This is a genomic window from Roseovarius sp. SK2 (assembly GCF_028807495.1).
In the GTDB taxonomy this organism is placed as follows: Bacteria; Pseudomonadota; Alphaproteobacteria; order Rhodobacterales; family Rhodobacteraceae; genus Roseovarius; species Roseovarius confluentis.
Genome location: NZ_JARAMK010000002.1, coordinates 437,937 through 450,644 on the forward strand (window position 1 = coordinate 437,937; position 12,708 = coordinate 450,644).

Genomic DNA, 12,708 nt, shown 5'->3' on the forward strand with positions numbered 1-12,708 from the left:
TGCGCTTACTCGGTCACGGCGCTTTCAATCGCGATGCTGACGCCCGGACCCATGGTCGAGCTCAGCGCCACCTTCTTCATGTAGGTGCCTTTCGCGCCGGCGGGTTTCGCCTTTTGCACCGCGTCGATAAAGGCGCGGACGTTCTCGACCAGCTTGCCTTCGTCGAACGACGCCTTGCCAATCCCTGCGTGCACCACACCGGCCTTCTCGACCTTGAACTGCACTTCACCGCCCTTGGCGGCTTTCACGGCGTCGGCCACGTCCATCGTCACCGTGCCGACCTTGGGGTTCGGCATCAGGTTGCGCGGGCCCAGCACCTTGCCCAGACGGCCCACGATGGGCATCATGTCCGGGGTCGCGATGCAGCGGTCAAAGTTGATCTCGCCGCCCTGGATGGTTTCCATCAGGTCCTCGGCGCCGACGATATCGGCCCCGGCTTCCTGCGCCTCGTCAGCCTTCGCGCCACGGGCGAAAACGGCAACACGCACGTCCTTGCCGGTGCCGTTCGGCAGGCCGACGACGCCACGGACCATCTGGTCGGCGTGGCGCGGGTTCACACCCAGGTTCACGGCGATCTCGACGGTCTCGTCGAATTTCGCGCTGGCGTGGTTCTTGACCAGGGCGACAGCCTCTTCGACCGTCACGTTAATCTTGTCCGCAAAGGCTTCGCGGGCGGCGCGGGTACGTTTTCCAAGTTTCGCCATCTTACTTCACCTCGATGCCCATGGAGCGCGCGGACCCTGCGATGATCTTCATCGCGGATTCGACGTCGTTCGCGTTCAGGTCTCTCCACTTCGCTTCCGCGATCTCGCGCAGCTGCTTGGGGCTCACCGTGGCAACGCTTTCGCGACCCGGGGTCTTGGAGCCCGATTTCAGCTTTGCAGCCTTCTTCAGGTAGTACGACGCCGGCGGCGTCTTGATGTCCATTTCAAAGGACTTGTCCTGGTAGTAGGTGATCACGGTCGGGCACGGTGCACCGGGCTCCATCTCCTGCGTCTTAGCGTTGAACGCCTTGCAGAATTCCATGATGTTGATGCCGCGCTGACCCAGCGCCGGACCAACCGGCGGGGACGGGTTCGCTTGTCCGGCAGGCACCTGAAGCTTCATGGTGCCGGCAAGTTTCTTGGCCATTGGCCTTCTCCTTTTCAAACAGCCTCGGGGCGCGCCCCTAGGCCTATGTTGATGTGGTCAGGTCCGACGATCGCGACCGCCTCGCCTCCCACATGGATGAATCGCCCCTCGGGGCAATTGCGGCGACATACCGGGGCAATTCCATTATTGCAAGACCAGAGTCAGAGGCCCACGATGTCGCGGCTTCACTGTTGCGGCACGCCCTGCTTCACCAACCTGTAGCCCTTGTCGAGCACCGGCTTCGCCGGTTTGCTTTCCAGAATTAAATTCCGGTCATCCAGCTTGTAGTAAGTCGTGATCCTGTTGCCACTCGGATGTCTGACCACGGTACGCCCATTGCGTTTTGATTTTATCTCAAAACTGTTTTTGTGTCTGGCGCTGACTTTCCCCGTCGCGGTTTCGACAACAGTGTGCAAGTGAGAGCAGTGAGCCGCATTCGAGGACCAGCAAGCGAATGGCTCCCAGCTGTGCCGGGACTTGAAGAGCAGCTTGTCGAGGCGCACAAGGCGACCCGCCGGATCGAAATAAGCAATCTGGAAAGGTTCGGGCTTCACCTTACCACCTTGCAAAAAATATTTTCGCATCACGTGGCGGCCGTTCTCCACACCGCCGTAGTATTCGACCCAGGTAATCCCGTCGCCAATGGACTTGTAATAGAACGCGCTTCCTTTCGGGACCTGATCGAACTTAATCCCTCCGCCATCCGCTTGTGCTGACACGGGGGCCAGAAGCGGTATAGACATCAGGGCCAGAACACTCAGAAACCTGCGCATCTACAGAACACCTCGGGCACTTTCCTTGACGTGGTTGCTCGCAGGAGTTTGCGTACCGCGTCCAGGCGTTTATAGCCTGCCTCAGGCCTGCTTGGTCACCTGCGTGAATTCCAGCTCGACCGGGGTTTCGCGGCCGAAGATCGACACCGTCACCTTCAGGCGCTGGTTGTCGTCGTCCACTTCCTCGACCATGCCGTCGAAATCCTCGAACGGGCCGTCGTTGACCTTGACCTTCTCGCCCACCTCGAAGCTGACCAGCAGTTTCGGCGCATCCTCGCCTTCCTGCACGCGGTTCAGAATCTGGTTCACCTCCGCGTCGCGCATCGGCATCGGCCGCCCCTGCGGACCAAGAAAGCCGGTGACACGGTTGATCGAGTTGATCAGGTGATAGCCCTGGTCGGACATTTCCATATGCACCAGCACATAGCCCGGCATGAAGCGTCGCTCGGCGGTGACCTTCTTGCCCCGGCGCACCTCGATGACCTCTTCAGTCGGCACCAGAACTTCGTCGATATCTTCCTCGAGGCCCTGTTCGGCCACGGATTGCCGGATCTGCTCTGCGATCTTCTTTTCGAAATTGGAAAGAACGCTGACCGAATACCACCGTTTCGCCATGCTGAGCACCATCCCTCGTTGCCCGGGTCGCGCCCGGAAAGTTCATATTCCGAAGGGCCTTTCCGGCCCAAACCACCTTCCAGAAACAAATCAGCGCGCGGGCTCGAATCGCCGCGCGCTGCTGGAAGTGTCGGGTCAGTTACCGCCCTTTGCCCTTCATTTCAAGGCTCAAGCGCCAAAATTCGCGCGACTCAGCCGAAGAGGCCAAGCAGACCTTCCAGGCCGCTGCGGATCGCCAGGTCGACCAGCGCGAAGAAAACCGCCGTCAGCGCCGCCATGATGAACACCATGACCGTGGTCAGCAGAACCTCGCGCCGTGTCGGCCAGACGACCTTGGCGACTTCCGCACGGACCTGCTGAATGAACTGAAGCGGATTTGTAACGGCCATCGGTGCGCGACTTTCTTCGTTGGAAACCTCGTGACGCGCGACATACGCCGCACGCGGCACGAATTCAAGAGCCGAGACCGCCTGCGACGATCCCCGTGCACGTGCTGTGGCCTTCCCGCCCTGCGGCGGATCGTCAGGTCTGACGCGCCTCGGCGGCCAGCCGGTCGAACGGGTCGGGCCTGTCGTCGTCGCCCTCCTGCGCCCCCGAGAAATCCGGCAGCGCCAGCCGCTCGGCCCAGGAGTCCGGCAGCCAATCCAGCAGCCGGTCGAACTTCTCGGCAAATCGGTCGGCCCGCTGCCGTATTCGCTCGGCCAGTTCCGGCTTGCGGGCATGCAGCCGCTGCCACGCCCCACCGAGAATCTCGCCCCAGCGGTCGGGGCCCAGCGTCAGGTAGGCGATCAGCACCAGCCATACCAGCAGCAGCGCCACGAGCGGCACCATCAACGGCCAGTAGATCACAAGCCCGGCCAGCACGGCCAAGGCGATGTGCTTTTTCGTCGGACGGTAATTGCGCAGCCACTCCGGCAGGCGCCGCGTCACACGCGCGTGCAGCGGCACCGCAATCCCGGTTGCCGGCGCCGACCCGTTCGCGTTTTGCCTTTTGTCCGCGACAGGACTGCGGCGCAATGTCAGCCGCGGCAGGCGCACGCGCGGCACCCTCAGCCATCTCCGGCGGCGCCGCGTCACTTCGGGCATGACGGCCCGCTCGGCCTTCAGAATCTGCGCAATCGATTCCCGCACCGGTTCACGCTGTTTTTCGGGCTCTTTTGCATCACAGCTCAGGACCTCTTCCTGCGGCGCGATATCGGGCAGCCGCTCGGGCATTGTGCGGCGCTTCTCCTCGATCAGAAGCTGCCGAACCAGATTATCTGCGTTACTTTCGATACCCTGCGGGTCCTTTGCAACCACCGCCGGCGTCCCCGGCAGTTCCTCGCTGCGGATGTAAAGATCGTTCTGAAGCGCCTGACGGCGCATATCTGTCGTGGTCATGGCAACACTCGTTCAAGGTTCCACGCCCCCACGTGGTGACCGCATCGCGTCCTTCCCCCAAGGGTCCGCATTGCGATTCATGGGCTAGGGCTGAACTGTGGCCACAAAATGGCTTTGTCGGGGCAGAAAATTGGCAGAAACACCCCGGCGTTGCGCGCCACCCGCGCTGCGCCAATGCGCAGCGCGGGATCTGCCGTGTTTACCGAAGAGTCACTCGACCTTGTTCTTGGCGCCGCTGCTCCGACGGAAAATTCCTTCCTGCACTTTCGAAATCGGCGGCAACGTCATGTTCTCGCTCGACCCAAGGGAGCCGACAAAGCGCCGGATCAGGCCGATGGCGACATCTGGCGCCAACATCCGCTTGCTCGACAACGCCGCCACTTTCAGTTCCAGTTCGCCGGGCGACAGTATGTCGTGCGCGGCCTCAAAGGCCCCGAACGCGTCCCGGATACGCGCCTGTAAAAGGTTCGGCACGATATGGTTGCGCACCACGACAAGGCAGACGAACTTGCCGAAGCCCACATAGGAAAGCGAGGCACCTCTGGCCGGAAGGGTCTTTCCGATGATGTTCGCCACCGCCTCCACGATATCCAGGAAATCGCCCTGACCCAACCGCGCGCCCAGCTTCTCGATCCCGTCGATCTCGATCGACAGAAGCGTCATCGCATAAGTTCCCTCGCTCAGTCTCAGAAGCCTGTTTTCCAACTGGAAGTAGTCGCGCATGTTGGGAACATCGGAATAGGTGATCCGCATCGAGGGATCGAACTGCCCCGCTTTGGGCGAAGTCCGCAGCGCGGCCTTCAGCGCGCTGCGGCTCTCGGCCTCGCTCTTTAGCGTCTCGACCAGCAGCATCGCGATCTGGATGCGCACCCGCAGGTCGATATGCTCGATGGGCTTCATCATGTAATCCGTCGCCCCGGCATCGAAGGCCTCGTGCATGTGCTGCTTGGCCGCGGCCGAGGTGATCATGATGATCGGCGCGATCCAGTACTCGGGCATCTCGCGGATTCTCGAACACAGCTCGATTCCATCCATGCCGCCCATCTTGACGTCCAGCAGAAAGCAATCGAAAGGACTGTCCTGCGCGGCGATGACCTCCAGCGCCTCTTTGCCCGATGCCGCCGTGGTAACATCCTCGAATCCCATCTCCTTCAGGTATTCCGCAAGCAGCGCAACTATGATTTCTTCATCGTCCACGACCATGATTTTCATGGGTCACGTCCCCTCATTCACAAGTTTTCACCATCTCGGAAACAATTGCAGGGTGAATGGGGTAACTTTGCGACGTGCTAGGGTTAATTTCGTGATGCGCTGGACATGTGGCCAATCTCTGACGGATTGCCAGCCCAACAAAAGGCGCGATGCCGGACAGCTGCAATGTCATGAAAGCGAATGGCAGGGGCAGCAGGGCTCGAACCCGCGACCTACGGTTTTGGAGACCGTCGCTCTACCAGCTGAGCTATACCCCTAAGGCCGACGCCTCAGGTACGGCACATGGGCGCCGGAATCAAGTCCCCTTTCCCGCTGCCCGCACGGATTTTTTCGCCCCGCGTCCGGCCCTCAGGCGGCGGATTTCTTGCGATAGTCCGGGCTCGCCACGATCCCGTCGTCGAAGAGCTTCGAAATTTCCGTATCGCTCATCCGTGCCACGTCGCCCAGCACCTCCTCGGTGTGCGCGCCCAGTGCAGGCGCGGGCGCGGGCCGCACGCGACCATGGCTGCCGAATTCGGCCGGATGCCCCGGCACTGGGAATCGACCCATCCCGGGCTGCTCCGTCATCGAGAACATCGGGTTCGCCTCACCGAAATCCGGATCCTCTTGCACGGCCTCCCGCGTGCTGCGGAACACCGACCACGTCAGGCCCATCGCGTTGAAGTCCCCGGCGAATTCCTCGATCCGCCGCTCCGCAAACCATGGCGCAAGGATTGTTGTGATCTCGTGGCGCAGCGTCCAGCGCACGCCCTCGTCACTCATGTCCACCTTGTGCCGCTTGGCCAGCATCGTCATCTGGTCATTCTTGCCCGTGGCATTGACCAACCCTTCCCATTGCCGCTGGGTCAGCCCGATCACCATCACGCGTCCGCCGCAGGCACAGACGAAATCCTGCCCATATGCCCCGTAAAGCGCATTACCTGACTTGCCCCGCTCATTATTGTTTAGATGCACGTCTCCGACCATACCCAGATGCGCCATCGTGGCCGCCGCGACGTCCTTCAGGGTCAGGACAACCTCCTGCCCCGCGCCGTGGCGCAGCCTGTGCCGCTCGGCCGCCAGCAGGCTCGACACCGCGAGGTTGCCGGCAATCAGATCCCATGCGGGCAGCGCACTGGCCACCGGGTCCTCGCGTCCCTCCGGGCCCGTCATGTGTGGCACACCGATGGACGGGTTCACCGTGTAATCCACCTGCGGCCGCCCCTCGCGGTCTCCCAGCAGGCTGACCATCACCAGGTCGCTGCGCCGCTTGCTCAGGGTCGCGTAATCCATCCAGCCCCGCACCCGCAGGTTGGTCAGAAACATCCCCGCATCCGGCCCCGGCGCAGTGATGATCCGGCTGATCAACTCGCGGCCCTCGCGCGACCGCATGTTCACCGCGACCGACTTCTTTCCCTTGTTCAGCCCCGCCCAGAACAGGCTTTGCCCATCCGGCGCCAGCGGCCAGCGCCCGAAATCCAGGCCGCCTTCCAGCCGGTCGAACCGGATCACCTCGGCGCCCATCTGCGCCAGTGTCATCCCCGCCAGCGGCACCGCGACAAACGCGGAGCCCTCGACCACCCTCATGTCTTTCAAGATCTTGTTCACGTGGTTTCCTCCCATGTGGCGGTGGCCTGCATGCATTGATGCCCGGCCTGTCCGGTATGTAATGTCAGCCCGCGCGCCTCCTCCGACGCGCAGGCGGCAATCGTCATCTCCCCGCTTTCCCCGGGGATCAGCAGCATCGGATGCACGCCCCTGAAAGCAAAACTGTCAGGCGCCCGCCCCTTCACATCCGTCGCCGCCCGCATCAGCCACGCGGCCTGCATCGGCCCGTGAACGACAAGGCCCGGGTAATGCTCGACCTCTTGCGCATAGGGCAGGTCATAGTGGATGCGATGCGCGTTGAAGGTGATGGCCGAAAACCGGAACAGAAGCGCCTCGTTGACAGGCTGGGCCCAGTGTCCGACCGTCTCCTCCGGCATCGGCTGTCTCAAAGGCGGGCGAAATTCGGTCGGCAGGTCCAGGTAAACGATGTCCTGCCGCTCCTCGATCACCACCGCGCCCTCCGCGCTCAACTGATGGTCGACCGACACGAAGACCATGCGCCCGGTTTTCCCGGCCTTCTCGGTCACCCCCGCGATGGTCGATCGGCTGGCAAAGGGCACCCCGACGCGCAACGGCGCGCCGAAACTAAGCTTGCCTCCGGCCCACATCCGGCGCCCCAAGGGTACCGGCGGCAGGAACCCTCCCAGCTTCGGATGCCCGTCCGTTGCCAGCTTCTCCAGCGGGCAGACGGGCGGGAAGGCGCACCAGTGCCAGAGCGGCGGCATCGCCTCGCCCATCTTCGGCGCGTCACGTGCCGTATCGCCGATGGTCGCATGGATCTGTGCGGCCTGTGCCGGGGCGATCACGCCTTCGCGCGTCTCCGTTCGTCCTTTCCATGCCGACAGGTTCACTTGGTCCAAGGCGTGCTCCTCCATCCGAGAAGAATTGCGCCGCCTTAAAAAAATGTCAATATTTCAATACCTTAACGGAATACTACGGTATGCCACGCCGATGCTGCAACTGCAGAAACCCGGCCTAGCGCTTGATTTCACAACAGTTTCCCACCCTGCTTCGGCCTGCCCCCTCGCCCGGAACCGTGAGAAACCGCCTTACCGGGGCTCGGCCCGCTCTGTGGCGGATTGCCTCATGGGGTTCGACAATCGCCGTTACGGCGCAGCCTGCTCCAGCGCATTCATGTCCGCGCCGCAGATCGCCGCCTCATGCTTCAGGATACGGTCGATGGGCCAGTGCCACCACGCCAGCGCGTTCAGCCGTGCGATGTTCTCCGCGTCGAAGCGCATCTTCACCACCCGCGCGGGGTTGCCGGCCACCACCGCGTAATCCGGCACGTCGCCCCGCACCACGGCCCCCGCCGCCACGATCACGCCGTTGCCCAACCGCGCCCCCGGCAGCACCCGCACATCCTTGCCCAACCAAACGTCATGCCCCAGCACCGTGTCCGGGCCCGACCACTCCGGCAGGCTGGGCCGGTTCGCGGCCGTGGCATGGTCGAACACGGCGAATGGAAACGTCGAAAACCCGTCGCGCCGGTGGTTGGCCGAGGCGGTGATGAAAACCACCCCATCCGCGATTTGGCAGAACCTGCCGATCACCAGCCTCTCGTCCGAGACCGGAAACAGATACGGCGCAAGATGCGTCGCCCAGTCGTCGGGCGGATGCGTGGCACTGGCATAGCTGTAATCGCCCACGATGAACCGCGGATGATCGATCACCGCTTTCAGAAATACCGTCCCCGCATGGGCGGATCCATCGGGCAGGATCAACGGATTGCGCGTGTCCGGGGTGGGAAACGGATGTGCCATGCGCCTTGATCTCACCCCAGCCCGAAAAAGAAAAGGGCGCCCGTTCTGGACGCCCTTTCGACTTTGTAAGAGAGATCCCGGATCAAGTCCGGGATGACGCGTGGTTGTTTCAGTCTTTGGTCATTCTGCGCGTTATTTCGCGAGTTCACACCAGTCGATGTCCGGCCACCCTTCTTGCCAAGCTTCAGCCATGTCACTGTCCACCATCTCCTTGGCGAAATAAAGCCAGCGATCCGACCTATATCTTCTGATATCGGCAACTGCGCGACCAAAACTATCAAGCTCCACGTTTTCAATTCTAATCTCTGTACCGGGACCGTAGAGCCGTTCCGCTTTATCCCGAGCCTCCTCGGCCCAAGTTTTTTCCGCTGGGCAACCAGCACCACGCAGCTCAGGTGCATCAATGTCTTTGGCACGAACGGAATAAACTGCTTCAAGTCCGGGCCATAGTTCCAAACGAACAACTATCGTATCACCATCAATCACGCGCTCTACGACGCCATAATACTCTGAATAGGCCGACGGGATGTCCTGGCTGATCGCAGGAAAAGTTGTAGTAGCGAGCAATAGAACCGCGGCCTTTAGTTTTTCAAACACAGTCGAGTCTCATCTGAAGTTTCAAAGTGTTTGAATAATTACATCAAACGCAAAAAAGGCGGAGGAAAGATTTCCCCCGCCTTGTACTTTCAGCTTTGCCTCAGATCACTCTACGATCTTCGACACGACGCCGGCGCCGACGGTGCGGCCGCCTTCGCGGATGGCGAAGCGCAGGCCGTCTTCCATCGCGATCGGCGCGATCAGCTCGACCTCGAATTTCAGGTTGTCACCCGGCATCACCATCTCCGTGCCCTCGGGCAGCGTCACCGTGCCCGTCACGTCCGTCGTGCGGAAGTAGAACTGCGGACGGTAGTTGGCGAAGAACGGCGTGTGACGGCCACCCTCTTCCTTCGTCAGGATGTACGCCTCGGCCTCGAACTTCGTGTGCGGGTTCACCGAACCGGGCTTGCACAGCACCTGGCCGCGCTCCACACCGTCACGCTCGATACCGCGCAGCAGCAGACCAACGTTGTCGCCGGCCTCGCCCTGGTCCAGAAGCTTGCGGAACATCTCGACGCCCGTGCAGGTCGTCTTCTTGTTCTTGTTCAGGCCCACGATCTCCATCTCTTCGCCGACCTTGATCAGGCCACGCTCGATCCGGCCCGTGGCAACCGTGCCGCGGCCAGAGATCGAGAACACGTCCTCGACCGGCATCAGGAACGGCTGGTCCACGGCGCGCTCGGGCGTCGGGATGTAGTCGTCGACAGCCGCCATCAGCTCGCGGATCTTCTCTTCGCCGATCTCCGGGTTGTTGCCTTCCATCGCCGCCAGCGCCGAGCCCGCGATGATCGGAATGTCGTCGCCGGGGAAGTCGTACGAGCTCAGAAGCTCGCGGATTTCCATCTCGACCAGCTCCAGCAGTTCCTCGTCATCGACCTGATCGACCTTGTTCATGAACACCACCAGCGCGGGCACGCCCACCTGGCGCGCCAGCAGGATGTGCTCGCGGGTCTGCGGCATCGGGCCGTCGGCCGCGTTCACCACCAGGATCGCGCCGTCCATCTGGGCGGCGCCCGTGATCATGTTCTTCACGTAGTCGGCGTGGCCGGGGCAGTCCACGTGCGCGTAGTGACGGTTCTCGGTCTCGTATTCAACGTGCGCGGTCGAGATCGTGATCCCGCGCGCTTTCTCTTCCGGCGCACCGTCGATCTGGTCATACGCGCGGAAGTCACCGAAATACTTCGTGATCGCCGCCGTCAGCGTCGTCTTGCCGTGGTCAACGTGACCAACGGTCCCGATGTTCACGTGCGGTTTCGAACGGTCAAACTTTTCCTTTGCCATCTCGTGGGCGCCTTATCCTATTGGGGGCCTGTCGCGGCCCGAATTGCTACTGGCCGCGGATTTATTGGCTTCAACCGGGAAAATCAAGCGGTTCATGCGTCTTTCCGACGCCCGCGCAGGCAGGGATGACACAGGCACAGCAGACGGGCTACTGCGCCGTCCTACTGCGCCGCCTGCGCTTCGGCCTTTTTCAACGCCGCCTTGGCCGCCGCCTGCATCCGCTCCTCTTCCGAGGCCGCCGCCCGCGCTTCCGCAGCGCGAGCCTTGGCCTTGGACCGGGCGGGCCGACCATCATCCTCGAACCAGCCCTCGGCATTGTTCTGCCGCACCAGCCAGTTCTCGATCAGCTTGGCCGCCTTTTGCGTCAACACCTGCATCTGCTCCTCCGCCGTCCGCGTCAGGCCCGAACCCACGACCGTATCGCCCGACAGGCTCTCGATCACGGTAATCAGTTCCGGCGTCTCGTTCAGCCGGGCCTGTTTGGCGTCGTCCCAGGCCGTGACCTTCAGCACCAGCACCGACTTCGGCGCCGCCACAACCGGGATGCCCGCGCGCGCCAGAACATAGGCCTCCAGCGTGATCCCCAGGTGATATAGCCGCGTGCCCTCCTGCCGCGAGAACCGTTCATCCACCGCCTCTGTCATCGCCGCGATCCACGCCGCCTTGCTGGCCTCGCGCGACAGCGGCCCTTTCTGCAGGTTGGGCGCCGCCACCACGTTATGCCCGAGATGAAAATTGCCCAAATAGACCGGCGCATCGCCCAGGTCATCCACCCGCGTACAGGCCGCCACGCCGGCAATCATCAACCCCAAAGCCAGTATTCGCAGCATCCCCGCCCCCCGGATCCGTCCCCTTTCAGCGATAGCAAGACCGCCCGGCGCTGGCAATTCCCGCCCTGCCCCATATTGCCGCAGATTTCCGCCGCCGGTTTGCCGCCTGCCCTTGGCGCGCCTATGTTTGTTGCGAGTATCATCGGAGTCCCCATGTCCCACGCCGACACCCCCGTCAAAGTGCCCCTCGTCACCGAGCCGATGGGCATTCTCGGCAGTCTCGGCGCGGCGCGGCGCAACGTGCTCAGCATCATCCCCGAGCTTGCCACCCGCCAACCCATGGTGTCAGGCCGCACCGGCAAGCGCTGGCACATGGTGATGGACCCCGGCGCGATCCGCGAAATGCTGCTGGAGCGGGTGGAGACCTATCCCAAGTCGCTTGTCACCAAGAACCTGCTGAAACCGGCCATCGGCGACTCCCTCTTCATTGCCGAGGGCGCGCATTGGCGCTGGCAGCGGCGCACGGCCGCACCGGTGTTCTCGCACCGCAACGTGATGAACCTTGCGCCGATCATGACCGCCGCCGCCCAGCGCAGCGCCGACCGCGTGGCCCAGGCCGGCCCCCGCGCCATCGACATGGCCGCCGACATGGTGCGCACGACCTTCGACGTCATCGCCGACGTCACCTTTTCCGGCGACGGCATGTTCGACGCCGACGCGGTCCATCGCGGCATCGACGCCTATATCTCCGAAGCTGGCAAGATTTCCCTGCTCGATGTGCTGGGCGCGCCCGACTGGGTACCACGCCCCGGCCGCCTGATCTTTTCCCGCAACGCCGTGGGCGACATGCGCCGCATCGCCGACGAGGCGATCGAGGCCCGCCGCCAGCGTGGCCCCGATGGCGTGCCGGACCTTCTCGACCTGCTGATGGAAGGCGAGGACCCCAAGACCGAGCGCCAGATGAACACCGCCGAGCTGCGCGACAACCTGCTGACCTTCATTGTCGCGGGCCACGAGACGACGGCGCTCACACTTGGCTGGTCGCTCTACCTTTGCGCCTTCGACCAGGACGTGCAGGACCGCGCCCGCGCCGAATTGCGCGAGGTCTGCGGCGTCGGCCCGGTTACCGGCGAGCATGTGGAAAAGCTCCCTTTCATGCGCCAGATCATCGACGAGGCCCTGCGCCTCTATCCGCCTGCCGGGATGGTTTCCCGTACGGCCATGGCAAATGATACGCTCTGTGGGCGCGAGATCCGCAAGGGCGACACGGTGATCCTGCCCATATATGCGCTTCACCGCCATCATATGCTCTGGGAGGATCCCGACGCCTTTCGGCCCGACCGCTTTGCCGACCGTAAATCGGTGGAACGCTACGCCTACCTGCCCTTCGGCGACGGCCCGCGCATCTGCATCGGCGCCAGCTTCGCGCTGCAAGAGGCGGTGATCATCCTCGGCACGTTGCTGAACCGCTTCCGTTTCACCCCCGTCGCGGGCCGCAATCCCGACCCGGTGATGATCCTGACCCTCCGCCCCGAAGGCGGCGTCTGGCTCGAGGCCGAGCCGGTATCGACCCGGCAACCGGCCTCTGTCGCCTGACGT

At 62.8% G+C, this 12,708-nt stretch carries 14 protein-coding genes and 1 tRNA gene; 1 reads left to right on the forward strand and 14 read right to left on the reverse strand.

Features of this window, described 5'->3' with window-relative positions; genetic code table 11:
- Positions 1–5: 5 nt before the first annotated feature.
- From rplA to PVV74_RS06450, 14 genes are all read right to left on the reverse strand, one after another.
- On the reverse strand, positions 6–704 hold the full coding sequence (rplA, locus tag PVV74_RS06385) for a 50S ribosomal protein L1 (protein WP_103762102.1): 699 nt from the start codon (positions 702–704) through the stop codon (positions 6–8).
- Position 705: 1 nt separating this feature from the next.
- Entirely contained in the window at positions 706–1,131 is a 426-nt protein-coding gene (rplK, locus tag PVV74_RS06390; protein ID WP_103762101.1) for a 50S ribosomal protein L11, read from the reverse strand.
- A 185-nt stretch (positions 1,132–1,316) separates the two neighbouring features.
- On the reverse strand, positions 1,317–1,904 hold the full coding sequence (locus PVV74_RS06395; protein WP_274592623.1) for a hypothetical protein: 588 nt from the start codon (positions 1,902–1,904) through the stop codon (positions 1,317–1,319).
- A gap of 81 nt (positions 1,905–1,985) precedes the next feature.
- Positions 1,986–2,519, reverse strand: a complete 534-nt coding sequence (nusG, locus tag PVV74_RS06400) for a transcription termination/antitermination protein NusG (protein WP_103762490.1) — start codon at positions 2,517–2,519, stop codon at positions 1,986–1,988.
- Between the two features lie 191 nt (positions 2,520–2,710).
- Positions 2,711–2,908: a preprotein translocase subunit SecE gene (gene secE, locus PVV74_RS06405; protein ID WP_057796846.1), complete on the reverse strand. Its 198-nt coding sequence runs from the start codon at positions 2,906–2,908 to the stop codon at positions 2,711–2,713.
- A gap of 133 nt (positions 2,909–3,041) precedes the next feature.
- Complete coding sequence (locus PVV74_RS06410; protein WP_274592624.1) at positions 3,042–3,899, reverse strand: hypothetical protein; 858 nt, start codon at positions 3,897–3,899, stop codon at positions 3,042–3,044.
- A gap of 210 nt (positions 3,900–4,109) precedes the next feature.
- Positions 4,110–5,111, reverse strand: a complete 1,002-nt coding sequence (locus PVV74_RS06415; protein WP_274592625.1) for a response regulator — start codon at positions 5,109–5,111, stop codon at positions 4,110–4,112.
- Between the two features lie 181 nt (positions 5,112–5,292).
- Positions 5,293–5,368, reverse strand: a tRNA-Trp gene (locus tag PVV74_RS06420).
- A 91-nt stretch (positions 5,369–5,459) separates the two neighbouring features.
- Positions 5,460–6,698, reverse strand: a complete 1,239-nt coding sequence (locus PVV74_RS06425) for a CoA transferase (protein ID WP_245890415.1) — start codon at positions 6,696–6,698, stop codon at positions 5,460–5,462.
- Entirely contained in the window at positions 6,695–7,549 is an 855-nt protein-coding gene (locus tag PVV74_RS06430) for an FAS1-like dehydratase domain-containing protein (protein ID WP_245890441.1), read from the reverse strand. Before PVV74_RS06430 ends, PVV74_RS06425 begins: the two co-directional genes overlap by 4 nt.
- Positions 7,550–7,804: 255 nt before the next feature.
- Positions 7,805–8,461, reverse strand: coding sequence for a CatB-related O-acetyltransferase (locus PVV74_RS06435; RefSeq protein WP_274592626.1), 657 nt, complete (start codon positions 8,459–8,461; stop codon positions 7,805–7,807).
- A gap of 132 nt (positions 8,462–8,593) precedes the next feature.
- Positions 8,594–9,058, reverse strand: a complete 465-nt coding sequence (locus tag PVV74_RS06440) for a thermonuclease family protein (protein WP_274592627.1) — start codon at positions 9,056–9,058, stop codon at positions 8,594–8,596.
- Positions 9,059–9,163: 105 nt separating this feature from the next.
- Positions 9,164–10,339, reverse strand: a complete 1,176-nt coding sequence (gene tuf / locus PVV74_RS06445) for an elongation factor Tu (protein WP_103762095.1) — start codon at positions 10,337–10,339, stop codon at positions 9,164–9,166.
- Positions 10,340–10,500: 161 nt separating this feature from the next.
- Positions 10,501–11,169, reverse strand: a complete 669-nt coding sequence (locus tag PVV74_RS06450; RefSeq protein WP_274592628.1) for a hypothetical protein — start codon at positions 11,167–11,169, stop codon at positions 10,501–10,503.
- A gap of 153 nt (positions 11,170–11,322) precedes the next feature.
- Here PVV74_RS06450 and PVV74_RS06455 point away from each other — a divergent pair, with 153 nt between their 5' ends.
- Positions 11,323–12,705 (forward strand): cytochrome P450, encoded by a 1,383-nt coding sequence (locus PVV74_RS06455; protein ID WP_274592629.1) that lies wholly within the window; start codon positions 11,323–11,325, stop codon positions 12,703–12,705.
- Positions 12,706–12,708 lie beyond the last annotated feature (3 nt).